The 26270-nt window shown below is 71.4% G+C and carries 21 protein-coding genes; 11 read left to right on the forward strand and 10 right to left on the reverse strand.

The window, feature by feature from the left end; genetic code table 11:
- Positions 1-97: 97 nt before the first annotated feature.
- Positions 98-409: an ArsR/SmtB family transcription factor gene (locus AB0L06_RS08570; RefSeq protein WP_500230298.1), complete on the forward strand. Its 312-nt coding sequence runs from the start codon at positions 98-100 to the stop codon at positions 407-409.
- On the opposite strand, the gene AB0L06_RS08575 is transcribed toward AB0L06_RS08570, so the two are convergent.
- Positions 410-1246, reverse strand: a complete 837-nt coding sequence (locus AB0L06_RS08575) for an endonuclease/exonuclease/phosphatase family protein (RefSeq protein ID WP_500230299.1) — start codon at positions 1244-1246, stop codon at positions 410-412.
- 508 nt (positions 1247-1754) lie between these two features.
- Between AB0L06_RS08575 and AB0L06_RS08580 the strand changes: the two genes are divergently transcribed.
- From AB0L06_RS08580 to AB0L06_RS08595, 4 genes are all read left to right on the forward strand, one after another.
- Positions 1755-2489, forward strand: coding sequence for a DUF1449 domain-containing protein (locus tag AB0L06_RS08580; protein WP_500230300.1), 735 nt, complete (start codon positions 1755-1757; stop codon positions 2487-2489).
- 82 nt (positions 2490-2571) lie between these two features.
- Positions 2572-4620, forward strand: a complete 2049-nt coding sequence (locus AB0L06_RS08585) for a flotillin family protein (RefSeq protein WP_500230301.1) — start codon at positions 2572-2574, stop codon at positions 4618-4620.
- 152 nt (positions 4621-4772) lie between these two features.
- Positions 4773-9716 (forward strand): DNA repair ATPase, encoded by a 4944-nt coding sequence (locus AB0L06_RS08590; protein WP_500230387.1) that lies wholly within the window; start codon positions 4773-4775, stop codon positions 9714-9716.
- Between the two features lie 45 nt (positions 9717-9761).
- A complete protein-coding gene (locus AB0L06_RS08595) occupies positions 9762-10577 on the forward strand; it encodes an SDR family oxidoreductase (RefSeq protein WP_500230302.1) in 816 nt (271 codons plus the stop codon).
- Between the two features lie 70 nt (positions 10578-10647).
- On the opposite strand, the gene AB0L06_RS08600 is transcribed toward AB0L06_RS08595, so the two are convergent.
- A complete protein-coding gene (locus AB0L06_RS08600; protein ID WP_500230303.1) occupies positions 10648-11370 on the reverse strand; it encodes a TetR/AcrR family transcriptional regulator in 723 nt (240 codons plus the stop codon).
- A gap of 78 nt (positions 11371-11448) precedes the next feature.
- Between AB0L06_RS08600 and AB0L06_RS08605 the strand changes: the two genes are divergently transcribed.
- The 4 genes from AB0L06_RS08605 (at position 11449) to AB0L06_RS08620 (ending at position 15471) form a co-directional block, all read left to right on the forward strand.
- A complete protein-coding gene (locus AB0L06_RS08605; RefSeq protein WP_500230304.1) occupies positions 11449-11802 on the forward strand; it encodes a DUF1330 domain-containing protein in 354 nt (117 codons plus the stop codon).
- A 155-nt stretch (positions 11803-11957) separates the two neighbouring features.
- On the forward strand, positions 11958-12488 hold the full coding sequence (locus tag AB0L06_RS08610) for a PadR family transcriptional regulator (protein ID WP_500230305.1): 531 nt from the start codon (positions 11958-11960) through the stop codon (positions 12486-12488).
- Positions 12485-13165, forward strand: coding sequence for an ABC transporter ATP-binding protein (locus AB0L06_RS08615; protein WP_500230306.1), 681 nt, complete (start codon positions 12485-12487; stop codon positions 13163-13165). The genes AB0L06_RS08610 and AB0L06_RS08615 overlap by 4 nt, the downstream gene beginning before the upstream one ends.
- On the forward strand, positions 13162-15471 hold the full coding sequence (locus AB0L06_RS08620; RefSeq protein WP_500230307.1) for an FtsX-like permease family protein: 2310 nt from the start codon (positions 13162-13164) through the stop codon (positions 15469-15471). The genes AB0L06_RS08615 and AB0L06_RS08620 overlap by 4 nt, the downstream gene beginning before the upstream one ends.
- 96 nt (positions 15472-15567) lie before the next feature.
- On the opposite strand, the gene AB0L06_RS08625 is transcribed toward AB0L06_RS08620, so the two are convergent.
- The 3 genes from AB0L06_RS08625 to AB0L06_RS08635 all read right to left on the reverse strand — a co-directional run bounded on the left by AB0L06_RS08625 (position 15568) and on the right by AB0L06_RS08635 (position 18759).
- The gene (locus tag AB0L06_RS08625; protein WP_500230308.1) at positions 15568-17121 is read right to left on the reverse strand and encodes an AMP-binding protein; all 1554 of its coding nucleotides are present in this window, start codon (positions 17119-17121) and stop codon (positions 15568-15570) included.
- Between the two features lie 212 nt (positions 17122-17333).
- Complete coding sequence (locus AB0L06_RS08630) at positions 17334-17612, reverse strand: helix-turn-helix domain-containing protein (protein WP_500230309.1); 279 nt, start codon at positions 17610-17612, stop codon at positions 17334-17336.
- Between the two features lie 205 nt (positions 17613-17817).
- Entirely contained in the window at positions 17818-18759 is a 942-nt protein-coding gene (locus AB0L06_RS08635) for a UTP--glucose-1-phosphate uridylyltransferase (protein WP_500230310.1), read from the reverse strand.
- 210 nt (positions 18760-18969) lie between these two features.
- Here AB0L06_RS08635 and galE point away from each other — a divergent pair, with 210 nt between their 5' ends.
- Both galE and AB0L06_RS08645 read left to right on the forward strand, forming a co-directional pair.
- A complete protein-coding gene (gene galE, locus AB0L06_RS08640; RefSeq protein WP_500230311.1) occupies positions 18970-19965 on the forward strand; it encodes a UDP-glucose 4-epimerase GalE in 996 nt (331 codons plus the stop codon).
- Between the two features lie 165 nt (positions 19966-20130).
- Positions 20131-20841 carry a FadR/GntR family transcriptional regulator gene (locus AB0L06_RS08645; RefSeq protein ID WP_500230312.1) on the forward strand — a complete coding sequence of 237 codons (711 nt, stop codon included), beginning with the start codon at positions 20131-20133 and terminating at the stop codon, positions 20839-20841.
- 55 nt (positions 20842-20896) lie between these two features.
- Here the strand turns inward: AB0L06_RS08645 and AB0L06_RS08650 are convergent, their stop codons facing one another.
- The 5 genes from AB0L06_RS08650 to AB0L06_RS08670 are packed head-to-tail and all read right to left on the reverse strand — an operon-like array spanning position 20897 to position 26235.
- A complete protein-coding gene (locus AB0L06_RS08650) occupies positions 20897-21721 on the reverse strand; it encodes an amidohydrolase family protein (protein ID WP_500230313.1) in 825 nt (274 codons plus the stop codon).
- Entirely contained in the window at positions 21715-22659 is a 945-nt protein-coding gene (locus AB0L06_RS08655) for an aldo/keto reductase (RefSeq protein ID WP_500230314.1), read from the reverse strand. Before AB0L06_RS08655 ends, AB0L06_RS08650 begins: the two co-directional genes overlap by 7 nt.
- Positions 22660-22664: 5 nt before the next feature.
- Entirely contained in the window at positions 22665-23681 is a 1017-nt protein-coding gene (locus AB0L06_RS08660) for an ABC transporter permease (protein WP_500230315.1), read from the reverse strand.
- Positions 23681-25192: a sugar ABC transporter ATP-binding protein gene (locus AB0L06_RS08665; protein ID WP_500230316.1), complete on the reverse strand. Its 1512-nt coding sequence runs from the start codon at positions 25190-25192 to the stop codon at positions 23681-23683. The genes AB0L06_RS08660 and AB0L06_RS08665 overlap by 1 nt, the downstream gene beginning before the upstream one ends.
- Positions 25189-26235, reverse strand: coding sequence for a sugar ABC transporter substrate-binding protein (locus AB0L06_RS08670; RefSeq protein ID WP_500230317.1), 1047 nt, complete (start codon positions 26233-26235; stop codon positions 25189-25191). The genes AB0L06_RS08665 and AB0L06_RS08670 overlap by 4 nt, the downstream gene beginning before the upstream one ends.
- Between the last annotated feature and the right edge of the window lie 35 nt (positions 26236-26270).

Here is a 26270-nt window from a genome sequence, read left to right on the forward strand (position 1 = left end):
GGAGACTCCTTGATCATTTCGGCGTTTCCGAAACAAGGGAATGATCGTATGCTGTGCCGAGCGGGACATGTCAACCGGGCGGACAGAGGAGAGCGGGATGGGATCGCTGGCTCAGCCGACGGCGACGGATCTGGAGATGGTCGCCGTCCTGCGCGCGCTCGCCGACCCCGTCCGCCTGGAACTGGTGCGCCGGCTCGCCGCGGGCGGCGAGGTGTCCTGCAGCCCGGACGACCTGGACGTTCCGCGTTCGACGCTCTCCAACCACTGGCGCGTCCTGCGGGAGGCGGGCATCACCTTCACCCGCGCCGAGGGCAAGGCCCGCTACATGACGCTCCGGCGGGACGACCTGGAGGCGCGCTTCCCGGGCGTCCTGGACACCATCCTCGCCTCGACGGCGTCGACGTCCTGATCAGTCGCCGGGCCCTACGGTGGCGCGGAGTCCCAGGTGGTCGGAGACGTAGCCGGGTCCGCCGGGCATCGGCCGCTTGGTGGTGAACAGCAGGCCGGTGTCGTCCACCTCGACCTGCTCGGTGTGCAGGATGAAGTCGATGCAGTGCGTGCTGTGGCCCGGGGTGGCGTACTCGGCGTGGAAGGTGGGCGGGCAGGATCCCGCGAAGGCGTCGGTCAGGTCGCTGTCGCGGATGAAGTCGCGGAACAGGTCGGAGTCGCGGGCGACGTTGAAGTCACCACAGACGACCGCGGGAACGGACACCGCTCGGACGGCGTCGGCCAGCGCTGCGAGCTGCCCCTGTTGCAGGGTATGGAAGCGGTTCCCCTCGGACCAGTCCTTGTCGGTGTTGGCCATCGGGTGCGTGTTGACCACCGCCAGCCGCGTCCCCGCCGGGCGGGTGATCAGGCAGCCTCTCAGGGACGCCTTGAACCGGGTGTACCTGGAAAGACCAGAATCGGTCGGGGTGTTCGCGAACCGTCGGAAGGTATGTCCGGGCAGCGAACGCCGCGACACGGTGACCAGGCCGCCCGCCGGGCCCGGGAGCGACGGCCGGTAGACCACGTGGGAGAACGAAGGCATCCGGGTGGTCAGCAGCCGCAGATGGTGGTAGCTGAAGACCTCCTGAAAGCAGACGACGTCGATGTCGGACGCTTCGAACTCCGCGGCGATCGCGGCACAGCGTGCGGTCAGCCGCCCTCCCACCAGGGGGATCCCCAACGTGTTGAGGGACGCGATGGACAGCCGGTCGTCTTCCTGCATCCGGACGGGGGCGCTGAGTCTCGGTTCCCGACGCATCGGCCGGCCTCCTGATCACCCTGGGGAGACGTCCGGCTTGCCCGTCTCTCGCTCGACGGTCTTCTCTCCGACACTTCGACGCGCCTTCCCCCCGGATCGTTCCTGTTCGGCCTCGATCGCCGCCGCACCATCCCGCATTTGCCACTCGACGCGTCCCCGAATTACGCGTCGACGCATTCAACTTCCCCCTGGGTAAAGAATGCGCTAAGGTCGTCGACAGGTGAGCCGGGAAGTCTGGTCGGCACTGCGTGACGCGTTGTCCGAGTGCGTTCTGACCAGGGAGATCTCGATGGCACCTTCCATCTCTTCACACCTCGCCGTGCCGGTGGGGTTCACCGCGCGGTCGTATCTGATCGCGACGTACGGTCTTCCTGATCCGCCGTGATCGGTACCGCACGCGGGTCCACCTCCTGACTGCGGGTCCTTCTCTCTCCTTCGCCCGGCGACCGTTCTCGCGGCTTCGCCCTGGGCTCTCCTAATGCTGCCCTCAGACGCGGAAGATTTCTTCATGAGTGCTTTCTTGGATGCCGCGCTCGGATTCCCAGCCGCCCTTTTCAGTTTCGCGCTGATCGTGGTGGCCGGGTACTGGGTGCTGGTCCTCCTCGGTGCGCTGGGGCTCCATGTCCTGGACACCGACGCCGACACAGGGGCCGGCGTCGGTCACGGACATGGGCATGGCGGTCACGGAGAGGGGACGGGCGGGCCGCTGTCCGCCGCGGGGCTGGCCGGTCCGCCGGTCACGGTCACGCTGTCGCTGCTGATCGCGCTGGCGTGGTTCCTCAGCCTGGCGGGACGGGTGCTGGCGGACAGGCTGGCCGGCGACGGGCCGGCCGGGGGCTGGCCGGGGGCGGCCGTCCTGGTGGTCGCCGTCGCGGGGGCCTGGGGCGGGACCCGGCTGCTGGTGCGGCCGCTGCGCCGGGTCTTCCCGGACGTGGCGCCGCCGTCGCGGGTGGACTTCGTGGGCCGGACGTGCGTGATCCGCACCGGGCGGGTGACCGGCGACTTCGGCCAGGCCGAGGTCACGGCCGACGACGGGTCGACCGCGCTGGTGCAGGTCCGCACGCCCGAAGCCGCGTTGGAGGCCGCGCCCGCGGCCGGGTCCGGGGCAGAGCCCGAGGCCGCGTCCGGGGCCGGAACGGGGGGCCTCGGACGCGGCGCGACCGCCCTGATCTTCGACTATGACGCGGCGTCCGAGGTGTTCCTGGTGATGCCGTTCGACGAGACGTTCGGCGCGGGCCGTTGACCTCGCCTCGGCGGCAAGGCGGGCCCGTCCGGCTCGCGGCCCCGTGTTCTTTCTCTTCCCTCCACAAAGACGGGACTGTTCGATGGATGCACTGACCATGGGGATCGGTGTGCTGGTGGCCGTGGTGCTGCTGGTGGCGCTCGGTCTGCTGCTGATGGTGACCCGCCTGTTCCGCAAGGTCGAGCAGGGGCGGGCGCTGATCGTGTCCAAGACGCGGTCGGTGGACGTCACCTTCACCGGGGCGATCGTGCTGCCGGTGCTGCACAAGGCCGAGGTGATGGACATCTCGGTGAAGACGATCGAGATCGAGCGGACCGGCCGGGACGGGCTGATCTGCCAGGACAACATCCGCGCCGACATCCGCATCACCTTCTTCGTCCGGGTGAACAAGACCGCCGAGGACGTCATCAAGGTGGCGCAGGCGATCGGGACGCATCGCGCCAGCGACCGGGAGACGCTGCAGGAGCTGTTCGCGGCCAAGTTCTCCGAGGCGCTGAAGACGGTCGGCAAGCACCTGGACTTCGAGGACCTGTACACGCGCCGCAACGAGTTCCGCGACCACATCGTGCAGGTCATCGGCACCGACCTGAACGGCTACAGCCTGGAGGACGCGGCGATCGACCACCTGGAGCAGACGCCGCTGCACTCGCTGGACCGCGACAACATCCTGGACGCCCAGGGCATCCGGAAGATCACCGAGCTGACGGCGCGCGAGCACGTGGCGACCAACGAGCACTCGCGCAACGAGGAGAAGGAGATCACCCGGCAGGACGTGGAGGCGCGCGAGGCGATCCTGGAGCTGGAGCGGCGGCGGGCCGACGCCGAGATCCGGCAGCGGCGCGAGATCGACACCGTCCGGGCGCGGGAGGGCGCCGAGGTGGAGCGGGTGCAGGCCGAGGAGCGGCTGCGGGCGCAGACCGCGCACCTGCGGACCGACGAGCAGCTCGGCGTGCAGCAGGAGAACAAGGCGCGCGAGGTCGCGGTCGCGGAGAAGAACCGGGAGCGCGTGATCGCGATCGAGTCCGAGCGGATCGAGAAGGACCGGCTGCTGGAGGTCATCGCGCGAGAGCGGGAGACGGGGCTGTCGCGGATCGCCGCCGACAAGGAGGTCGAGACGGAGAAGCGCGCGATCGCCGAGGTCATCCGGGAGCGGATCGCGGTGGAGCGGACGGTGGCCGAGCAGGAGGAGTCGATCAAGCGGCTGCGGGCGACCGAGGAGGCCGAGCGGGACCGCCAGAAGATCATCATCCTGGCCGAGGCGGAGGCGCAGGAGAAGCTGGTCAAGGACATCAAGGCGGCCGAGGCCGCGGAGGCCGCCGCGCAGCACCGGGCCCGCGAGCGCAAGGTCCTGGCCGAGGCCGCGCAGGCGACCGCCGAGCTGGAGGCGGACGCCAAGCGCAAGCTCGCCGAGGGCGTCCAGGCGGAGAAGGCCGCGCCGGGGCTGGCCGACGTCCAGGTGCGCGACCGGGAGGCCGAGGTCATCGAGAAGGTCGGGCGGGCCAACGCCGCCGCCGCGCAGGAGGTGGCGCTCGCCGAGGCCGCCGCGATCCGCGAGAAGCTCAAGGCCGAGGCCGAGGGGCTGACCGACAAGGCCGCCGCGATGGCCGCGCTGGACGACGCGACCCGCCAGCACGAGGAGTACCGGCTGCGGCTGGAGGCCGAGAAGGAGCTCCGGATGGCCGGGCTGGAGACGCAACGGCAGGTCGCCGAGGCGCAGGCGGCGGTCCTGGCCGCCGGGCTGGAGAAGGCCGACATCGACATCGTCGGCGGCGACAGCATGTTCTTCGACCGGCTCATCGGGTCGATCACGCTGGGGAAGAGCGTGGACGGTTTCGTGGGCGCCTCGGACGTCGCGCAGAGCCTGGCCCGGCCGTGGCTCGACGGCACGGGGAGCTTCACCGACGACCTCGGGCGGCTGCTGGCGTCGGTGGACGCCTCGGGCGTGCGGGACCTGACCCTGTCCGCGCTGCTGGTGCGGCTGATCAAGGCGGGCGGCCCGGACAGCGCGCACCTGGAGAAGCTGCTGGGCGCGGCCCGGGAGCTGGGTGTCGCGGACGCTCCGCTGGCGTCCGCAGGCGCGTCCGGTGAGCGCAGGCACGCGGCCAACGGGGCCGTCCCCGCTCAGATCTGAGGCGACGTGGACCGGCGGCGTCCCGTGCCTGAACAGGAACGGGAGCGGGGGGCCGCCGGTCGTCGAGCAGGCCCAGCAGGCATTCAGGAGGAAGCGTGACCGAGGCCGCAACGGCATCCGAGCAGTCCGCCGCGCCGGACGCCGGCCAGACCGTGGGACAGGACGTCGACCAGGTTGCGGGGCAGAGCGCCGGGCAGGACACGGCCACGGGGCTCGACCAGGGCACCTACGACGTGCTGCGGTCGCGGCTCGCCGCGCAGGCCGCAGAATTGGCCGACCGGGCCGAGGCGCTGAACGCGCGGCGGCTGGAGACCTTCGGCGGGTCGGAGCTGCGCCTGGCGGGGACCGAGGTCGTCCGCACCGCGCACGACAGCGTGGCGCGCGATGTCGTGTCCGTCGGCGGCCTGCTGCTGTTCGGGTCCAACGGCACGTCCGGCGCGGAGGGCGAGATCCCCGTCGGGGACGTGTTCGCCCTGCGCCGCCTCGTCCCGTCCGAGGACGGGCGGACGACGCTCGCCGACGCCGGGCTGGACGCGCTGCCCGGCCTGCTGGACGATCCGGGGTTCCGGCGCGACTTCGGCGAGCTGCAGCGGTACTACAAGCAGACGCGTCTGCTGCGCCTGCGGCGGGCCGACGGACGGCTGCTGGCGGTGTTCCAGACCGGTCCGCGCCTGACCGACACGCGCGTCCTGCGGTGGCGGCTGGCGAACGACGGCACCGCCGAAGGCGCGGTGTCGTACGAGGACAACCGGGGTGAGCGCGACGACGTGCTCCCCTCCCCCTACGACTTCTCCTGGACCGAGGCCACCCGCGACGACCACGTGCAGGGACGGTTCCCGCACATCCGCGTCCAGGACGGGCTGTTCGTCGCGACGGTCGGCGGCCACCTGACGGTCAAGACCGAGGACGACACCGAGACCGGCGCCGGGATCTACCGCGAGCCGGTGGACGAGCCGCTGCAGAGCCTGGCCGACGCCGAGGTGCTGCACGCGCGCGTCGGGGCGCTGGTCCTGCTGCGCGTCCGGCCCTACAACGAGACGGCGTGGCGGCACCTGGTCTTCAACACCCGCACGCGGAGGGTGGAGCGGCTGGACGGCATCGAGCAGGCGTGCCGCCGCCTGCCCGGCGACCGGGGCGTCATCTTCCCCGGCGGCTACCACCTGGACACCGGGGTCACCAAGACCTTCGACGTCGACGTCACCGGACTCGAATACCAGGGCGTCGTGCGCTCGCCCAACGGCGAGGACGTCCTGTACGTGTTCGGCTCCCGCGCCGACGGGCGGTGCCTGCTCCTGCCGTACAACACCATCCGCGAGCAGGCCGCCGCGCCGATCACGGGCCGGGGCTTCTCGCTGTTCGACGACGGGACGCTGGTGGTGCTGCGCGGCTCGGGTGAGACGCCGTCGCGCGCGCATCCGACGCAGGTGTGGCGGACGCCGTTCGTGTCGGAGGAGCACGCGGCGTCCCGTCCGGCGGGCAGCGGGCCGCTGGAGCGCGTCGGCAACGCCGACCTGGTGCGCGGGCTGTCGGACTGCCTGGCGGTGACGCGGATGGCGCGCGACGCCGAGCCGTCCGCGGAGATGTTCCGGGCTCTTGTCGCGGCGTGCGTCCAGGCGGCCGACCGGCACCACTGGCTGGCCGACCCGGAGCTGGGCGGCCTGGCCGGAGCGCTGGACGAGGTGCGCGGGACGGCCGCGCTGGCGGTGGAGGAGTACACGACCGTCCAGGCCCTGACGGCGCGGGCCGCTGCCGCAGTGGACGAGGCCGCCGAGCAGGCCGGTGCGCTGGTGCGGCGCGCGGACTCCGACGTCCCGACCGCCGCGGACGGGTGGGTGGACCTGCTGGCCGAGCTGCGCCGCGCGCAGGGCCGGGTGGAGACGCTGAGGGAGATCCGCCACGTCGACACCGGGCGGATCGACGACCTCGCGGCCTCGCTCGGGGACGCCCTGGACACGGCGGGACGGCGCGCGGTCGACTTCCTCGTCCGCGAGGACGCGTTCGCCGGTCACCACCGCGAGATCGAGCGGCTGGCCGAGGAGGCCGCCGCGATCCCGACCGTCGCCGCGGCCGGGCCCGTCGCCGAGAGGCTCGCCGCGCAGAGCGAGGGCCTGGAGGTCGTCACCGAGGTCGTCGGCTCCCTCGACGTGGCCGACGCGGTCGTCCGGACCACGATCCTGGAGCACGCCGGGGCGGTCCTCGGCGGGATCAACCGCGCGCGGGCCGTGCTGGACGGACGCCGCCGCGACCTGCTCGACAGCGAGGGGCGGGCCGCGTTCGCCGCCGAGTTCGCGCTGCTGGACCAGGCGATCGCCGGGGCGCTCGCGGGCGCCGCCACGCCGGAGCGCTGCGACGAGGGCCTCGGGCGGCTGCTGCTGCGGATCGAGGCCCTGGAGGCGCGGTTCACCGACTTCGACGACTTCCTGGCCGACCTGGACGCCAAGCGCGGCGACGTCCACGAGGCGTTCGCCGCGCGCAAGCAGGCCCTGCTGGACGACCGGACCCGGCGCGCCGTCCGGCTGACCGAGTCCGCGGGCCGCGTCCTCACCGGGCTGCGCCGCCGTGCCGGGACGCTGGCCTCGCTGGAGGAGGTCAACGCGTTCTTCGCCGCCGATCCGATGGTGGCGCGGCTCGGCCGGATCACCGCCGACCTGCGGACGCTGGGCGACCCGACCCGGGCCGAGGAGCTGGACGGCCGCCTGAAGGCGGCCCGGCTCGAGGCCGGACGGGCCCTGCGCGACCGGCTCGACCTCTACGCCGACGACGGCGCCGCGCTTCGCCTGGGCCGTCACCGTTTCGCCGTCAACACCCAGCCGCTCGAGCTGACGCTCGTCCCGGACGGCGACGACCTGGCCTTCACCGTGACCGGGACGGGCTACCGCTCGCCCGTGCGCGACGAGGGGTTCGCCGACACCCGCCCGTTCTGGAACCGGTCCCTGCCCTCGGAGAACGGGCAGGTGTACCGGGCCGAGTACCTTGCCGTGTCCCTCCTGGACCGGGCCGCTCCGGGCGACGACCTGCTCGCCCTGGTCCGCGAGGCCGCCGCCGCGCGCTACGACGAGGGGTACGAGCGCGGCGTCCACGACCATGACGCCGCCCGCATCCTGGAAGCGCTCATCGCCCTGCGCAAGGACGCCGGTCTGCTGCGCTACCCGCCCGAAGCGCGCGCCGCCGCCCAGTTGTTCTGGGCCTTCCACGCCGACCCGTCGTGGGCGACGCAGGCGGCGTCCCTCGTGCGGGCGCGCGAGGCGTTCGGCCGCACCGCCCCCGTGACGCAGCTGGTGGAGCGGCTGGCCGAGGCCATCTCCGGCCCTGACGCCGCCCACGCCGCCCACGCCGCGGACGCCGCCCACGCCGCGGACGCCGCGCACGCCGCGCACGCCGTGCTCGCCGCCGAATACCTGGTGGAGGAGCTGGCCTCCGCTCCGTCCGGGTTCGTCACCGGGGAGAGCGCGCGGAACCTGCTGCGCGACTTCACCGAGGCGCTGGGCGACGCGCACGCCGAGTTCGTCCGCGACCTGAACGCCCTGGAGGACGACCCGCAGGCCCGCCGCCGCCTCGCCGAGGCTTGGCTGGAGCCGTTCGGCGACCCGGCCGACCTGCCCGAGGCCGTCGCGATCGTCCTGTGCGGGGACCGGCTCCCCCGCCACGACAGCGCCGCCGAGCTCGCCACCACGGTGACCGGCCTGCTCGGCACCCACCCCCGGATCACCGACCGCGCCCTGACGCTGCGGCTGGACGAGACGCTGGCCCGCGTCCGCCGCTTCCAGACCCAGGACGTCCCCGCCTTCCGCCGCTACCAGCGCCGGCGCGACGCCCTGCTCACCGCCGAGCGCTCACGGCTGCGCCTGGACGAATACCGCCCGCGGACGATGACCTCGTTCGTCCGCAGCCGCCTGATCGACGAGGTCTACCTGCCGCTGATCGGCGACAACCTCGCCAAGCAGCTCGGCACCGCTGGCGACGCCCGCACCGACCGGTCCGGGCTCCTCATGCTGGTCTCCCCTCCCGGCTACGGCAAGACCACGCTGATGGAGTACGTCGCCGACCGCCTCGGGCTGCTGCTCATCCGCGTCGACGGGCCCGCGCTCGGCCACGACGTCACCTCCCTCGACCCGGCCCACGCCCCGAGCGCCACCGCCCGCCGCGAGATCGAGAAGATCAACCTGGCGTTCGAGCTCGGCGACAACGTCCTGCTCTACCTGGACGACATCCAGCACACCTCGCCCGAGCTGCTGCAGAAGTTCATCCCGCTCTGCGACGCCCAGCGGCGTGTCGAGGGCGTCCACGACGGGGAGCCACGCGCCTACGACCTGCGCGGACGGCGCTTCGCGGTCTGCATGGCGGGCAACCCCTACACCGAGTCCGGCGCCCGCTTCCGCGTCCCGGACATGCTCGCCAACCGCGCGGACGTGTGGAACCTCGGCGAGGTCCTGACCGGCAAGCAGGACGCCTTCGCGCTCAGCTTCATCGAGAACGCCCTGACCTCCAACCCCGTCCTGGCGCCCCTGTCCACCCGCGACCGCGGCGACGTCGCCCTGCTGGTGCGGCTGGCGTCCGGCGACCGGACCGTCCGGCCGGACCGGCTCAGCCACCCCTACCCGCAGGCCGAACTCGACCAGATCCTGGCCGTCCTGCGCAAACTCCTGCGCGTCCAGCGCACCGTGCTGGCCGTCAACCGCGCCTACATCGCCTCGGCCGCCCAGTCCGACGCCTCGCGCACCGAGCCGCCCTTCCGGCTCCAGGGCTCCTACCGCGACATGAACAAGCTGGCCGCCCGCATCGTGCCGGTGATGAACGACGACGAACTGGAGGCCGCGATCACCGACCACTACACCGGCGAGGCCCAGACCCTCACCACGGGCGCCGAGGCCAACCTCCTCAAACTCGCCGAGCTCCGCGACCTCATGACCGCCGTCCAGGAGCGCCGCTGGGCCGACGTCAAGGCCGCCCACCAGCGGACCGTCTCCCAAGGCGACGGCGACGACCCCCTGACCCGCGCCGCCAACGCCATCACCCTCTTGGCCGACCACGTCCGCGCCATCGAATCCGCCATCGACCGAGCCGCCCACCACCCCACCCCACCCACCGGCCACTGAAAGTCGATGAGTCTCAGCACCCCTGACGCAGCTACCGTTCACTGGGTGCAGAGCAGTGAAGTAGAAGAGTCGTCGGCAGGGGCACTGGACGGGCGGGTCGCCGTGGTGACCGGAGTCAGTCGCAGAGCGGGGATCGGCTTCGCGGTGGCGGCCGAGCTGCTCGCTGCCGGCGCCTCCGTGCTGGTGCACTCGTGGTCGCCGCACGATGCCGACCAACCCTGGGGCGCCGACCCCGCAGGGGAGGCGGGGATCGTGGAACTGCTGGGCGGCGAAGGTCCCCGGCTGCGGCACATCGCCGCCGACTTCGCCGACCCGCAGGCGCCTCAGCGGGTGGTGGACGCCGCAGTGGAGGCGTTCGGCACGGTGGACGTGCTGGTCGCCAACCATGCCCGCAGTTCGAACCAGAGCCTGGCCGAGGTCACCGCCGCCGAGCTGGACCTGACCTGGGCGGTGAACGCCAGGGCCAGTGTCCTGCTGGCCCAGGCGTTCGCCGCCGTTCACGACGACGACCGGCCCGGCGGCCGGATCATCCTGTTCACCTCGGGACAGCACCTGGGTCCGATGAGCCAGGAGTTGCCGTATGCCATCAGCAAGGGCGCCATCCACCAGATGACCCTCAGCTTGTCCGACGCGCTCATCGGCCGGGGAATCACGGTGAACACCGTCAACCCCGGACCGGTCGACACCGGCTGGGCGGACCCCGATCTCGCCGAGCGAGTCGGACGCGCCCTCCCCCAGGGACGCTGGGGAAGCCCGGCCGATGTCGCTCACCTGGTCCGCTGGCTGGCCGGGGACGACAGCGCCTGGATCACCGGCCAGGTCATCAACTCCGAGGGAGGGTTCCGCCGCTGGGCCATGTGAGCGGCCGCGCCACGCCGGCCGCTTCAGCAGCGTGACCGACCCGATGGGCGATGTGTGGTCAGGGCGGGGTTCAGTTCAGGCCCAGTGACCTGACCAGGTCGAGCATCTCGGCGCGGTGGAGGGCGGCGGGGTTGCCTGCCACGGGGTGGATGTGGCCGTCGATCTCCAAGGCCACCAGGCCGTGCATCCGGCCCCAGACGCGTAGGGCGAGGGCCGCCACGGCGGGCGGCACGTCGGGGAGGTCCTCCCGGATCTTCGCGACGTAGTCCGGGTGGAGGTCGGACCAGGAGGTGTCCTCGGGCTGGTGCTGCCGGGCGTGCGGCCACGCGGCCGCCACCAGGCGGGTGAGGTCGCGGCACACGCGGCGGGCCGTCTGGTCGACCGGCCCGTCCTCGGGCGGCTGGTAGCCCGGGACGGGCTGACCGTAGAAGAGCCGGAAGCTCTCCGGATGGGCCAGTGCCCACTCCCTCAGCGCCTGGCCCCAGGCCATCAGCCTGCCACCGGGGTCGGTGCCCGGCACCGCGTCGCTGGCGGACTCCAGGGTGTCGGCCAGCGAGGCGGCGATCTCGCTGATCAGCGCCGTGATCAGGTCGTCCCGGGTGGGGAAGTAGCTGTAGATCGCGCGTGCGGTCATGCCCATCTCGCGGGCGATGCCCCGCAGCGAGATCGCTCCCGGCCCGTCCTCGGCCATCTGCCGCAGCGCGATGGCCTTGATCTCCCGGCTCGTCTCCACCCGCAGCCGCTCCCGGCGGCTCATCGTGCCGCCGGTGCGTTCGCCCTCATCGATGCCCACCTTGAGCAGGTTACAGGGATGCATTACTCTCCATCGAGTCAAAAGTACACGGTGTGTCCAAACGAAACGGGGTTTCCGTTGCCTGCTTACGTCATCGCCAACGTCGACGTCCTCGACGAGGAGGCCGGCTGGGCCTACGCCCCCGTGGCCCAGCGCTCGATCCTCGACCACGGCGGCCGCTACCTGGTCGCGGGTCCCGTGCCCGAGCCGACCGAGGGCGCCTGGGACTCCTCCCGGCTTCTGATCATCGAGTTCCCCGACATGGACCGCGTCCGGCAGTGGTACGACTCCCCCGAGTACCGGCGGGCCAGGGAGATCCGGGACGGCAAGGCCCGGGTCGGGCTGCTCTTCGTCGAAGGCTCCCCGCCCGAAGGCTTCACCCTGCCCTCCTCGGACGCCTCCGGCGACGTCCCCCCGGCCCGGGTCTCTTAGATCCGGCCTCGGATGACGCGGTGGGCAACGGCATGCCGTCACGACCTGATCGCACGCATGCCGTTGCCACCGCCCGTGGTCGGCGCCTTCCACCGGAAAGGCGGCGCGACCTGCCTATGCATAGTGTGTATACATGTGATGTATAGTCCCTGCCCGTGGCTATCGGACAGACTTTGCTGGGACTTCTGGAGTCCCGCCCCCAGCATGGATACGACCTCAAGCGGGCCTACGACGAGCAGTTCGGGCGGGATCGTCCGCTGCACTACGGGCAGGTCTACGCGACGTTGTCGCGGCTGCTCAAGAACGGGCTCGTCGAGGTCGAGGGGGTCGAGCCCGGCGAGGGGCCGGAGCGCAAGCGGTACGCGATCACCGAGGCGGGGGTCGCGGACGTGGAGCAGTGGCTGGGGAAGCCCGAGGAGGCCTCGTCCTACCTGCAGAGCACTCTGTACGCCAAGGTCGTCCTCGCGCTGCTCACCTCGCGGGACGCCGGGGAGATCCTGGACGTCCAGCGGACCGAGCATCTGCGGGTGATGCGGGAGCTCACCCGCCGGAAGGCCGACGGGGACCTGGTCGACCAGCTCATCTGCGACCACGCGTTGTTCCACCTCGAGGCCGATCTTCGTTGGCTGGAGCTGACGGCGGCGCGGCTGGGGCAGCTCGGCGAGCGGGTCGGGGGGCGGGCATGAGCGCCGCGCTGCTGGAGGGATCCGAACTCCGGAAGAGCTTCGGTGTCACGCCCGCGCTGGACGGGGCGTCCATGGACGTCGCGGCCGGGGAGGTCGTGGCGGTGATGGGGCCGTCCGGGTCTGGGAAGTCGACGCTTCTGCATTGCCTGGCGGGGATCGTCCGACCCGATTCGGGTCGGCTCACGTTCGCGGGGCGCGACCTGCTGGCCATGTCCGATCGCGAGCGGAGTGCCTTGCGGCGCACCGAGTTCGGGTTCGTGTTCCAGTTCGGGCAGCTCGTGCCCGAACTGACATGTGCCGAGAACGTGGCACTGCCGTTGCGGCTGGAAGGCGTCCGGCGCAAGGAGGCGGAGCGGCGGGCCGCCGAGTGGCTCTCCCGGGTGGACGTGGCGGACCTGGCCAGCAAGCGGCCCGGCGAGGTGTCGGGCGGGCAGGGGCAACGCGTCGCGGTCGCGCGGGCGCTGGTCACCGGCCCCAGGGTGGTCTTCGCGGACGAGCCGACCGGCGCCCTCGACTCGATGAACGGCGAGCTGGTCATGACGCTGTTCACCCAGGCCGCCAGGCAGACCGGCGCGGCCGTCGTGCTGGTCACGCACGAGGCGCGGGTCGCCGCCTATGCCGACCGCGAGGTGATCGTCCGGGACGGGCGCAGTCGTGACATGCGTGCGGTGGCATGAGCGGGAACGTTGCGGTCCGGTGGACGCGGGACGTCGGGCTCGGGGCGCGGCTGCTGTTCTCGGGCGGACGGGACGGCTGGCTGCGTGCCGCCATGACGGCCGTGGGCGTGGGGCTCGGCGTGGCGTTGCTGCTGGTCGGGGCCGCGGTGCCGACCATGTTGCAGGCCCGCAGTGAGCGAGGCGACCGGCGGGTGGCGAGCGTCGGCGCGGAGCTCGCCAAGGACAAGGACACCCTGCTCGTCGGGAGTGCCGACTCGGAGTTCCGGGGCGAGCCGATCCACGGCCTGGCCGTTCAGGCCGAGGGGTCGCGGCCGCCGCTGCCACCGGGTGTCGCCCGGCTGCCGGGGCCGGGCGAGATGGTGGTCTCCCCCGCGTTGGCCCGCCTGCTGGCATCGAGGGAGGGGGAGCTTCTCCGGCCCCGCTTCGACCGGAAGATCATCGGGACGATCGCGCCGGAGGGACTGATCGGTCCCGCCGACCGTGCCGTCTACCTGGGAAGCGACCGGCTGAGTGCCGACCGGGGGCCCGCGGGACGGCGCATCGACCACTTCGGGGCGGGCGGCCGGCACGAAGGGCTCGACCCGGTGCTGCTGCTGCTCAGCATCATCGGGATCGTGGTGCTGCTCGCGCCGATCGCGGTGTTCGTGGCCGCGGCCGTCCGGTTCGGCGGCGAGCGCAGGGACCGGCGGCTGGCCGCGCTGCGCCTGGCCGGGGCGGACTCCGCCATGATCCGGCGGATCGCCGCGGGCGAAGCGCTGGTCGGAGCCGGACTGGGCATCGGGACGGGCCTGGGGGTCTTCCTGCTCGCGCGGCCGCTGATCGAGCGGATCACGCTGTGGGACATCAGCGTGTTCGCCGGTGACGTCCGTCCGGCCCCGGCGCTGGCGGCGCTCATCATCCCGGCCGTGGCCGCCGTCGCGGTGGCGGTCAGCGTCCTCGCGCTGCGCGGCGTCGTGATCGAGCCGCTGGGCGTCGTCCGCCGGTCGGAGCCGGTGCGCCGCCGGATCTGGTGGCGGCTGCTCCTGCCGGTCGCCGGGCTGGCGCTGTTGTACCCGCTGGCCGGAGGCGGTGTGCGCGACTGGAACGGGGGAACCGGCCAGATCCGGGTGATCGCGGGGGCCGTCCTGTTGCTCCTCGGGGTCACGGCACTGCTGCCCTGGCTGATCGGCCTGGTCGTCCGTGGTCTGCGCGGCGGGCCGGTCTCATGGCAGCTCGCCGTGCGGCGGCTCCAGGTCGACAGCGGGACGTCGGCGCGGGCGGTGAACGGCGTCGCGGTGGCGGCGGCCGGGTTCATTGCGCTCCAGATGATGTTCGCCGGGATCGCCGCCGACTACACCAAGCCGACCGGTCAGGATCCGAGCCGCGCCACGACGTACATGACGTTCAGCCCGGGTGGGCCTGGGCGGGACGTCGTCAAGGCACGGTTCGCCAGGACGGCGGGAGTGCGCGACGTGGTCGCCTACGACACCGTCGAGGTCTCACCCACCGGCGCGTCCGACCAGCTGACCTCGTTGCAGTTCGGCGACTGTGCCGCGTTGCGAGCGCTGGCCGACGTCCCACGCTGCAAGGACGGGGACGTCTTCGTCGTGCGCGACCCGCGGGCGGACGCGGGCGCCCTGGTCCCGCATGCGGGCCAGCGGTTCCGCGTCCACGGCGGGACTGTGTGGACGGTGCCCGCCAAGGCGCGGAGTGTGACGTCCCATGAGGACCCGCGCGGCTTCACGGCGCACGGCCTGTTCCTCACGCCCAAGGCATGGGCCGGGAAGCGGCCCGTCAGCGCCGAGACCGTCGTGTACCTCAAGGTGGACGGATCCAGCGGCCCCGACGTCTACGAGCACGTCCGCAACACTGCGACGTCGATCGATCCCGTGGCGCTCGTGAGCGACCTCCAGGCGACCGACCAGAGCCGGAAGTTCGCCAACGTCAAGCGCGGCCTGCTCATCGGCACCGTCGCGACGCTGACGCTGATCGGGACGAGCCTGCTGGTGGGCATCCTGGAGCAGATGCGTGAGCGGCGCAGACTGCTCGCGGTGCTGGCGGCGCACGGCACGCAGCGCGCCGTCCTGACCCGGTCGGTCCTCTGGCAGAGCTTGCTGCCGGTGTTCCTGGGCCTGGCCTTGGCGGCCGTGGCGGGCACCGCGTTCGGCGGGGCGCTGCTCGCCATGGTCGGCCGTCCGTTCCGGTTCGACTGGACGGCGGTCCTCGGGATCTCGGGAATCGGCGCGGCCGTCGTGCTGCTGGTGACGGCGCTCAGCCTGCCGACGCTGGTCCGGCTGACGCGTCCCGAGGGCATCCGCACCGAGTAGACGGGCCGATGTGACGCTGAACGCGATGGTCGAGGCCAGGGCGAAGGCTCCGCCCTGCCTCGACCATCGCGCGCAGGTCCACGTTCGTCGGCGTCGTCACCCGGCCGCTTCGGCCTGTCGGCGGAGCTCCTTCTTGTCCGGCTTGCCGACGCCGGTGAGCGGCAGGGCGTCGGTGAAGTCGACGCGGTCCGGGACGTACATGGCGCCGAGTCCGCGCTCGACCCAGGCGCGCAGGTCGTCGGCGGTGGTCTCGGACCCGGCCTCGAGGACGAGGGTCGCGTGGACGCGTTCGTGGCCGCCCTCGCCCTTGACCCCGTAGACGGCGCTCTGCCGCACGCCGGGATGGGTGTTGAGGAACTCCTCCAGCTCGGTGGTGTAAACATGGCCGCCGACCACCGCGATCATGTCCTTGATGCGGTCGACGACGGTGAGGCGGCCGTCCTCGTCCAGGCGTCCGACGTCGCCGGTGTGCACCCAGCCGTCCCGCAGGACCTGCGCGGTCAGCTCGGGGTCTTTCCAGTACCCCTCCATGACGTACTCGGCCTGGACGCAGATCTCGCCGAGGGAACCGGGCGGCAGTGCTTTGCCGTCGGGGTCGCGGATCTCGACCCGGACGCCCGGAAGCACGCGTCCGGCGGTGCGCAGGACGTCGAGGCGGTCGGGGTCGTGCTCATCGGCGGGCAGCAGACTGATCAAGCCCACCTCGAACTGCCCGTAGCCGTGCCGGAAGACGCGTCCGAAGCGGCGGACGGCGTCGGCGATCCGGACCGGCGAGGACGGGGTGCCGCCGTAGGTGACCTGTCTGAGGCTGGAGGTGTCGGCGCGGTCGGCGTCCGGATGGTCCAGCACCTGGTACAGCAGCGGTGGCAGCACCCACATGTTGGTGATCCGCTCGCGCTCGATCGTCGCGAGGATCTCGCCGGGGTCGAAGCCGTAGTGCAGCACCACGGTGCCGCCGTTCGCGAGCGTGCTGTCGGCGATGAACCCGCCCGCGTGCGACAACGGTGTGCAGACCAGGTCGCGCGGCGCGTCGGCGCGCTCGAAGACCTCCCCCAGCAGCCTGAGGCCCTGCATCCGCCCGAAGGTGCTGCGGATGCCCTTGGGGTGCCCGGTCGTCCCACCGGAATGCCGGATGAAGCACAGGTCGCCGGGCCGTGCGGAGCTGGGCAGCGGCTCGTCCGACTGCCGCTCGGCGATGGCCAGCAGGTCCTCGCCGAGCGCCGGGGCGTCCTCGGTGACCGGGCCCAGCAGCAGGACGCGCTCCACCGGCACCGCCTCGACGAGTTCGGCGGCGCGGGCGGCCAGACGCGGATCGACGATGAGCGCGTAGGTCTCCACGTCGCGGATCATCTTGGCCTGCACGTCCGCGGCGAGCCGGTTGTACAGGTGGTTGTAGTAGCCGCCCAGCAGATTGACGGCGTAGCGGACGGCCATCGTCTCCGGCAGGTTGCCGCACAGCAGCGTCACGGTCGTCCCGCGGCCGACGCCGCACGACCGGAGGGCCCGCGCCGTCCGGTACACCATGCTTCGGAACTCGTCGGCGGTGATGCGGCGATCCCCGCTGACCACGACCTCCCGTCCAGGCACGTCGGACAGCCCGTCAAGGACGTCCTCCACGTAGTTACGGAACTTCGGCGTGAAATCCGGCATGAGGGCCATCCTCACCGAGCGATCCCCCACCGATAACCCACCCGCCCCGCAGACCTCCCTGTCCCCGCAGACCACCGCCCTATCACCCGAACGACAAAGGCACAGGAGCCCTGGGGGCACTGCGACGAGCACTCACCGAACCCAGGGCGGGGTCGGTCATGCGCCGAGCTCAGGACCACGCCCTGTCGGGGCAGCGACGTAGCGATAGAGCGCTACGACCCGGCAGCTGCTCCGTGGGCGTCGGCGTTCAGTTTCTCTCGCAGAGACGATGGGCAGTCGCCCAGGTGGCGGCGGATGGTCCGGGTCAGGTGGGCGTGGTCGGCGAACCCGTATTCGGCGGCGAGTTCGGCGAGTGGGGTGCCGCGGCCTTGGGCCAGGTCTTCCAGCACCGCGCGCACTCGCAGGTCGTTGCGGTATGCGGTGATCGTGCGGCCGGTGACCCGGCGGAAGACCCTGCTCAGGTGATCGAGGTGTAGGTGTAGTTCTCTCATCGACGGCGGGCCAGGAGCGGTTCGCCCAGCCGGCGAAGGGCGTCGGTCCGGCCATCACCTGCTGCTGATTGGGATATGCGCGGGGCATGCTGTTGGCGACCATCGGGCTGTGGCCCTGCCTCACCTCATGGCGTGGCTGCCGACGAACCATGGCCTTGGTGCCGGTGCGTTCGTCCAGGCAGTCCACGCCAGGGCAGCGGCAGGATCAGTGCGTTGTGGTGGTGTCGGTGTCGGGGCGGTGGTCGTCAAGTTCGTCCACGAGGCCGCGCAGGATGGGGCCGTATTCGGGGTGGGCTAGGGCGTGGGCCATCTGGGCGACGAGGTAGTCGGCCGGGTTGCCGGTGTCGTACCAACGGCCCTGGATGAGCTGCCCGTACACCTCCCTGGTGGCGGCGTAGGCGTTGATGGCATCGGTCAGGTAGACCTCGCCCACCGGCCGGCCCGCCTTCTCGGCCTCGTACCAGCGCCGTGTCTGCTCGCCCAGTTCGTCGATGACGCCGGGGGTGACGACGTAGCCGCCGATCGCCGCGTAGGAGGACGGCGCATCGGCCGGGGCCGGCTTCTCGACCAGGCCGGTGATGCGCAGCAGGCCTCCGCCGAGGTCGTCCTTGACGATCGGCACGCCGTAGCGCTGGGAGTCGCCGGGGTCCATGTGCATGAGGGCCAGCACCGGACAGCCCGTCTGCTCGTAGGCGCGGATCAGCTGCTGGGCCCGGGGCACCTCGGCCACGAACACGTCGTCGGGCCACAGCACCAGCACAGGCTCGTCGCCGAACGACCGGGCGGCATTGAGCACCGGGGTGCCGTTGCCGTACGGGCCGTGCTGGTCGAGATAGGTGATGTGGCCCTGGCGGGCGAGCTCGGCAACCTCCTCGACCGCGTCCGCGTAAGCCGTCTTGCCATCGGCGCGCAGCTGCGCGACCAGAGCGGGGTTGGGCCGGAAATGGTCCTGGATGAGGGACTTGCCGCCGGAGACGACGATGGTGATGTCGGTGATGCCGGAGTCCACCAGTTCGCGCACGGTGTGCTCGATCACCGGCTTGTCGCCGACCGGGAGCATCTCCTTCGGAATGGCCTTGGTCAGCGGCAGCAAGCGAGAGCCCAGCCCGGCGGCGGGGATCACGGCCCTGCGGATCGTCGGGGACATCAGGTCTCTCCCGGTCATCGAACGAGTCACCGTGCCGGCGGACACGGCATCCCCTCGACGCTACCAACGCGCCTCTTCTTCTGGTGGGAGGAGCGCCCGTGCGTCAGCCCACCGTTCGTGAGGGCCGATCCCGGTTCCGGCGGCGGCCCTCCCCGCTAGCCTTGCTGCCTGTCGTCCGCCGGGTTCGAACAAGGCCGAGAAGGTGCTGTGGTGAAGGTCCTCATCGCTGGTGGAGCCGGTTACATCGGCAGTACCGTCGCCTCGGCCTGCCTGGACGCGGGCATCACCCCCGTGATCCTCGACAACCTTGTCCGGGGCCGCCGCGAGTTCACCGAAGGACGCGCCTTCTACGAGGGCGACATCGCGGACGGCACACTGGTCGACCGGGTCTTCTCCGAACACCCCGGCATCTCCGCCGTGGTGCACTGCGCGGCGCTGATCGTGGTGCCGGAGTCGGTCGCGGACCCGATCGGCTACTACGAGGCGAACGTGGCCAAGAGCCTGGCCTTCGTCGGGCACCTGCACCGCAACGGCTGCGACCGCGTCATCTTCAGCAGCTCGGGCTCCATCTACCAGGCCGAGGACGGCTCGCCCGTCAACGAGGACTCGCCGCCGGCGCCGCAGAGCCCCTACGCGCGGACCAAGGCCGTGTGCGAGGAGATGTTCGCCGACATCGCCGCCGCCGGGCACATGCGGGTGCTGTCACTCCGCTACTTCAACCCGGTCGGAGCCGACCCCGAGCTGCGTACCGGACTCCAGCTCAAGCGACCCAGTCATGCCCTGGGGGTGCTCATCCAGGCACACCAGGAGGGCCGTCCGTTCCCGATCACGGGGACGAACTATCCGACGCGCGACGGTTCGGGCATCCGGGACTACGTGCACGTCTGGGACCTCGCCGCGGCCCATATCGCGGCGATCGAGCGCTTCGACTCCATCCTCGCGGGGACGAGGCGCTCGATCGCGATCAACCTCGGCACCGGCTCCGGCACCACGGTCCGGGAGTTGTGCGCGGCGTTCAATCGCGTCGTCAGCCCGCCCCTGGCAACGATCGACGCCGATCCGCGGCCCGGTGATGTCGCCGGCGGCTACACCAAGAGCGACCGCGCGGCCGAGCTGCTGGGCTGGACACCGAAGCTGTCCCTGGAGGACGGCATCCGCTCCGCCCTGAACTGGATTCCGGTGCGCGACGAGCTGCTGAACGACTGATCCGCCCTCCCCCTCCCACCGGACTGAAGTCATCGGATCTCTCGGGCCGATATTGGAGCATTGAAGGGAAAAATACGTGGCAAGTCTCGTTACGATGCCTCTAGGAGACAAATTGGTCTGACCACGATGCCGCGTCACGATGCCGACGGGGAGACAGGAGACGGTGTGGCCGAAGAGAGCACGCCCAGGACGACCGTGACCCAGCGGGCGATCGAGCAGATCAAGGCCAAGCTGGCCTCGGGCGACCTGCTCCCGGGACAGCGGCTTCCGACCGAGCGCGACCTCGCGGCCGAGCTGGGGCTTTCGCGCAGCTCGATGCGCGAGGCCATCCGGGCGCTCACCGTGCTCGGCGTCCTGGAGGCCAGGCACGGCGCCGGGGTGTACGTGACGCAGTTGGAACCCAGCGACCTGCTGGAGACGTTCGGCGCCGTCGCGGAGATCTCGCGCGGCGAGACGCTGGTGCACCTCGTCCAGGTCCGCAAGATCCTCGAGCCGGCCGCCGCGTCCACGGCCGCCGCGCGCATCACCGAGGAGGGCCTGGCCCGGTTGCGCGCCGAGATGCGGGCGATGGAGCGCGGGACGACCGCGGAGGAGATCGTCGGCCACGACATGGAGTTCCACCGCATCATCACCGAGGCGGCGGGCAATCCCGTCCTGTCGGCGATCCTGGGCGGGCTGAACAACCGCACGTTCCGCGCCCGCGTCTGGCGCGGTTATGAGGAGGAGCACGTCTTCGCCCGGACGTTCCGCGAGCACGAGGCCATCTACCGGGCACTGACCGAGCGTGACCCGGAGGCCGCCCGCACCGCCGCCGCCATCCATATCGGCGCCGTCGAGGGCTGGGCCCGCGCCCGTGCCGAGGAGGACGAGTCCTGACGCGCAGCGCCCCGCCCCTCCGTCTCGCGGCGGGGCCGAGGACGAGCGAGCCTCCTTACGTCCCGATGCCATAGACCCGGCAGGCCGTCCCGCCGAATAGCTGGGCGTGCTCGGTTTCGCTCAGCCCTTCGGCTGCCCGCTCCGCGATGTCGAGCACCACGCCGTAGCCGGTGGCCAGGGTCGCGACCGGCCAGTCGGAGCCGAACATCACGCGAGCCGGCCCGAACGCGTCGATCACGTGCCGTGCGTAGGGCAGGACATCGGACGGTTTCCAGTCCCGTCCGGCCTCGGTGACCAGGCCCGACAGTTTCACCGCGACGTTGGGCAGCGCCGCCAAGGCCGTGATCCACGACGCCCATGGCTCCCAGACCCCACCGGCGATGTCAGGTTTGCCTGCGTGATCGAGCACGAACCTCAGGTCCGGACACGCCCTCGCTATGGCCAGCGCCGCGTCCGCCTGTGGCGGTTTGACGAGCAGGTCGAACACCAGGCCCGCCTCGCCCACGGCGCGCAGCCCACGGCGGACGTCCGCCCGCGTCAGCCAGTTCGGATCGGGTTCGTCCTGGGCCTGGTGCCGGACGCCGACCAGTGGCCCGGACAGTCCGGCGATGGTGTCGGCCACGTCCGGGGCGGTCAGGTCGATCCAGCCGACCACGCCTTCGACCGGGCCTGCGGCCGCGACGCCGAGCAGCTCGCGCGTCTCGTCCAGGCTGTGCAGGGCCTGGACGACGATTGAACCGGTCACCTCGTGGTCCGCCGCCAGCCCGGTGTAGCGGGCGAGGTCGAACCGGCCGCGGATCGGATCGGCCCACGGCCCGTCCATCCACGGATAGTCCCTGGTGGCGGTGTCCCACAGGTGGTGGTGCGCGTCGATCAGCATGGGCCGTTCAGCTCCGTCCAGAGTGCCGGTGGGATGTCCCACCTGAACAACGTCGTGTTGTCCTCCACCTCGGTCGGCGTCCGGCAGCCGGTCAACACGCTCACGACCGCCGGATGTTCGAACGGGAACCGCATCGCGGCAGCCCGTAGGGGCACCTCGTGGCGCGCGCATATCTCCCGTAGCCGTTCGACCCGTTCGAGCGTCTCGGCAGGGGCGGGGGCGTAGTCATAGGTCGTCCCACCAGCAAGAACACCGGAGTTGAAGACGCCGCCGATGACCACGGACGTGCCCCTCTCGAGGCACGCGGGCAGCAGTTCGGCCTCCGCCGAGCGGTCGAGCAGCGTGTGGCGCCCGGCGCACAGCACCACGTCCAGGTCCAGCCGCTGAACGAAGCGGGTGAGCATCTCCGCCTGGTTCATCCCGGCGCCGATGGCCCGGACGACGCCCTCGTCCCGTAGCCGCGCCAGCGCCGGGTAGGCCTCGGCGTAGACCTGCTCCTCGTGGTCGTCCGGGTCGTGCAGGTAGACGATGTCCACCTGTTCGAGGTTCAGCCGTTCCAGGGACGCCTCCAGCGACCTGCGGATCCCGTCCGCGCTGAAGTCCCACTCCCGCTTGCGGGGAGGCTCTCCGGGGAACCCGGCGTCGTCGGGTCGTTCCCCGGGCCGCCGCGGTCGCAGCAGCCGGCCGACCTTGGTGGAGATCGTGTACGTCTCCCTCGGTGTGTCCTCGAGCGCCGCGCCCAGGGCGCGTTCGGCCGTCCCGGCGCCGTAGTGGGGAGCGGTGTCGAGATAGCGCATCCCGTGGTCGAGGGCGGACCGCACGGTCCGCGCGCCGCCGGCGACCGGCTCGTACAGGCCGCCGATGGCCGCGCTGCCGAACGACAGCGCGGTGACCGGCACGCCGGACCGTCCGAGGGTCCGCCGTTCGTCCACGTCCATGGTCGTCACTCCTGTGCCTGCCCGGACGTCACCCTGGAGACGACCAGCGCGAAGAGGATGATCGCACCGTAGATGGCCTGCTTCCAGAACGACGCGACCTGGGCGAGCGTCAGCAGGTTGTCGACCACGCCGAGCAGCAGCACGCCGGTGATCGCGCCGGTCATGGTGCCCTTGCCGCCGTTCATCGAGATCCCGCCGATGACGGCCGCGGCCATCACGGTGAAGATCATGTTCTGGCCCTGGTTGGCGTTGATCGCGCCCACGTAGCCGGTCAGGCAGAGCCCGGCCGCGGCGGCGAGCACACCGGCGATGGTGTAGACGGCCCAGGTCACGCGCTCCACCCGGATGCCCGCCGCCCGCGCCGCCTCCGGGTTGCCCCCGATGGCGTACAGCGACCGTCCGAGCCGGTGGTAGCGCAGGACGAATCCGGCCGCGGCGAAGCACGCGACGGCCAGCCACACCGACATCGGCAGTTTCAGGAACGTGGTGGTCGCGATGGAGAAGAACGACGACGGCATGTCGAAGAGCGTCTTGCCCTCCGTCGCACCGGTCAGCAGGCCCCGCAGCACGATGAGCATGGCCAGCGACACGATGAAGGCGTTGAGCCGCAGCTTCACCGATAGGAAGCCGTTGAACGCGCCGATCGCGCCGCCCACCACGAAGATGGCGAGGATCCCCAGCCAGGCGGGCCACTTGGTGCCGAAGCCCGCCGACGCGGCGGGAATGACCAGCAGCGCCCCGAGTCCGGGCGCGATGCCGACGGTCGACTCCAGCGACAGGTCGATCTTGCCGGTGATGAGGATCAGCGACTCCGCCAGCACCACCAGGGCGAGCGCGGCCGAGGCTCCCAGGATGCTGATGATGTTGCGTTCGGTCAGGAAGCTGTCGTTCACGACCGCGCCGAGGACGACCAGCGCGATCAGCGCGGGGACGAGTGTGAACTCGCGCAGCCTGCGCAGCATCGCACCGGATCCGGCGCGGTCCCCCGCCGCGGCTCGGGGCTTGGCCATGGCCTCGGTCATCAGGAGACCCCTTCGATCGATGCGACCAGGTCGTGGTCGTTCCAGCCGGCGGAGTGCTCGGCGGTGATCCGGCCGTGGAGGAAGACCAGCACCCGGTCGCAGGGGCGCAGGTCGTCCAGTTCGTCGGAGACGACGATCACGGAGGTGCCCTGGGCGCGGATCTCGTCCACGATGCCGAGCAGCGCCTCCTTGGACTTCACGTCCACCCCGGCCGACGGGTTGATCAGGATCAGCAGCTTCGGGTCGATGGCGAGGGCGCGGGCCATGACGACCTTCTGCTGATTGCCGCCCGACAGGCCGTTCACGGGCTGGTCCGGCCCCTGGGTCTTGATGTCCAGGTCGGCGATCGCCTTGGCGGCGACCGCGCGCAGCCGCCTCGGTCTGACCATGCCGTACGGGCCGAGCTTGTCCGCGACCGTCATCGTCGCGTTCTCCCCCACCGGCAACCCCGCGACCAGGCCCTGCCGGTGCCGGTCACGTGGGACGAATCCGATTCCTGCGGACATCGCCCGTCGGACGTCGCCGAACGGCAGCGGCGCGCCGTCCATCGTCGCGGTTCCGGAGCGGGGTCTGCGCAGTCCGACCAGCGTCTCGGCGAGCTCGATCTTGCCGCTCGCCGAGGACCCCGCCAGCCCGACGACCTCGCCGCGCCGGACGTCCAGGTCGACGTCCTCGTACGCGCCGTCCGACAGTCCCTTGACCTCCAGCCGCACCTGCGTGGTGACCGGTTCGCGGCGGCCGGTGCTGCGGCCGAGGTCGGCCGCCTCCCCGGTCATCGCCTCCACCAGCGCGGCCTGCGGCAGGTCGGCCACCGGCCGGGTGGTGATCCACCGGGCGTCGCGGAAGACGGTGACGGTCTGGCAGACCTCGTACACCTCCTGGAGGTGGTGGGAGATGAACAGGAAGGTCACCCCGGACTTCTGCAGGGACCGCATCCGGGTGAAGAGCCGCTCGATCTCGGCGCTGTCGAGCTGGGCGGTCGGCTCGTCCAGGATGATGAACCGCGCCCCGAACGACAGGGCCCGCGCGATCTCCACGAACTGCCGGTCCTGGACGTTCAGCTCGCGCGCCGGGACCGCGGGGTCGACCTGGACGTCCCAGGTCTCCAGCAGCTCGGCCGCCTCACGCCGCATGCGCCGCCACGAGATGACGCCCCGCCGCCCGGGCTGCCGGTTGACGAAGAGGTTCTCGGCGACCGTGAGCTCCGGGATGATCGTCGACTTCTGGTAGACGCAGGCGACCTTGGACCGCCAGCCGTCGCGGTCGCCCGGGGACGGGGCGGGCTCGCCGTCGAAGCGGACCTCACCGGTGTCCGGCGGGAAGATCCCGGTGAGGACGTTGACGAGCGTGGACTTGCCCGCCCCGTTCCGTCCGACCAGCGCGTGCGACTCGCCGGGGTCGACGGTGAGCCGCGCGTCGGCCAGGGCGACCGTCGAGCCGAAACGTTTGGTGATGCCGCTGGCTTCGGCGAGCGGCGGGACGGGGTCGTCGAGTGGTTCGGCGGAGGTCATCGTCCCACCGTGTTGCCCCACAGCGCCTTGTCGTCCACGTTGTCCTTGGTGACGAGCGGCGCGGGCAGCTGGTCCTCGAGGATCCCGCTGGGCAGCTTGACGATCTCGCTGTCGTGGTCGGTCTTGCCGGGCTGGAAGGTCTTCCCCTCCATCGCGGCCTTGACGTAGTACATGCCCCACTTGGCGTAGGCGTCGGCGGGCTGCGACACGGTCGCGTCGATCTCGCCCTTGCGGATCGCGTCGAACTCCTGCGGGATGCCGTCGTTCGACACGATCGCGATGTGCTTGGGGTCGCCGGCGCTGTGCAGCATGCCCTTGCTCCTGAGCGCCTGCAGGGTCGGCGCCAGGTACACGCCGCCGGCCTGCATGTAGATGCCCTTGAGGTCGGGGTTGGCGTTCAGGAGGCTGTCGAGTCCGGACGCCGCCTTCTCCGACTTCCACTCGGCCGGGATCTCCAGCACCTTGATCTGCGGATATCCGGACTTCATGCAGTTGCGGAACGCGGTCGACCGGTCGCGTCCGTTGACCGAGGCCAGGTCCCCCTGGATCTGCACGACCTTGCCCGACTTGATCTTGTCGCCGAGGTACTTGCAGGCCTTCTCGCCGTAGGCGACGTTGTCGGCGCGCACGACCATGGCGACCTTGCCCTTGTCGGGCGCGACGTCGACCGCGACGACCGGGACGCCCTTGCGTTCGGCCTGGTTGAGCCCGGCGACGATCGCGGCGCTGTCCAGCGGCGCGACCACCAGCCCGGCGACGTTCTGGTTGAGCAGGTTGTTGATGTCGGTGATCTGCTGCGTCGGGTCGGAGTTGGAGTTGACCGTCGGCAGGATGCTCACGCCCTCCTGCTTGGCCATCTGCGGCACGTAGTTGTTGTAGGACTGCCAGAACGGCGAGGTCAGCAGAGGCAGGCCCACGCCGACCTTGCCCTTCTTGACGCCGCCGCCGCTCCCGCCCTTGGTGTCGGTGGTGCTGCCGCACCCGGCCAGGACGACGGCCGACAGCGCCGCGGCGGTGGCCGCCAGAATCTTGGTGCTGATCATCGTTGACTCCTCCTCGGAAGTCCGTGCGGCGGTGG

The organism is Spirillospora sp. NPDC052269 (assembly GCF_040679435.1).
Classification (GTDB): Bacteria; Actinomycetota; Actinomycetes; order Streptosporangiales; family Streptosporangiaceae; genus Spirillospora.

Excerpts from the sequence above, each read along its gene's own strand:
- AB0L06_RS08620 (WP_500230307.1), top strand. The coding sequence starts at position 13,162 with ATGAGCGGGAACGTTGCGGTCCGGTGGACGCGGGACGTCGGGCTCGGG.
- AB0L06_RS08615 (WP_500230306.1), top strand. The coding sequence starts at position 12,485 with ATGAGCGCCGCGCTGCTGGAGGGATCCGAACTCCGGAAGAGCTTCGGT.
- AB0L06_RS08655 (WP_500230314.1), bottom strand. The coding sequence starts at position 22,659 with ATGGACGTGGACGAACGGCGGACCCTCGGACGGTCCGGCGTGCCGGTC.
- AB0L06_RS08570 (WP_500230298.1), top strand. The coding sequence starts at position 98 with ATGGGATCGCTGGCTCAGCCGACGGCGACGGATCTGGAGATGGTCGCC.
- AB0L06_RS08660 (WP_500230315.1), bottom strand. The coding sequence starts at position 23,681 with ATGACCGAGGCCATGGCCAAGCCCCGAGCCGCGGCGGGGGACCGCGCC.
- AB0L06_RS08635 (WP_500230310.1), bottom strand. The coding sequence starts at position 18,759 with ATGTCCCCGACGATCCGCAGGGCCGTGATCCCCGCCGCCGGGCTGGGC.
- AB0L06_RS08630 (WP_500230309.1), bottom strand. The coding sequence starts at position 17,612 with ATGAGAGAACTACACCTACACCTCGATCACCTGAGCAGGGTCTTCCGC.
- AB0L06_RS08670 (WP_500230317.1), bottom strand. The coding sequence starts at position 26,235 with ATGATCAGCACCAAGATTCTGGCGGCCACCGCCGCGGCGCTGTCGGCC.
- AB0L06_RS08650 (WP_500230313.1), bottom strand. The coding sequence starts at position 21,721 with ATGCTGATCGACGCGCACCACCACCTGTGGGACACCGCCACCAGGGAC.
- AB0L06_RS08575 (WP_500230299.1), bottom strand. The coding sequence starts at position 1,246 with ATGCGTCGGGAACCGAGACTCAGCGCCCCCGTCCGGATGCAGGAAGAC.
- AB0L06_RS08585 (WP_500230301.1), top strand. The coding sequence starts at position 2,572 with ATGGATGCACTGACCATGGGGATCGGTGTGCTGGTGGCCGTGGTGCTG.
- AB0L06_RS08665 (WP_500230316.1), bottom strand. The coding sequence starts at position 25,192 with ATGACCTCCGCCGAACCACTCGACGACCCCGTCCCGCCGCTCGCCGAA.
- AB0L06_RS08580 (WP_500230300.1), top strand. The coding sequence starts at position 1,755 with ATGAGTGCTTTCTTGGATGCCGCGCTCGGATTCCCAGCCGCCCTTTTC.
- AB0L06_RS08625 (WP_500230308.1), bottom strand. The coding sequence starts at position 17,121 with ATGCCGGATTTCACGCCGAAGTTCCGTAACTACGTGGAGGACGTCCTT.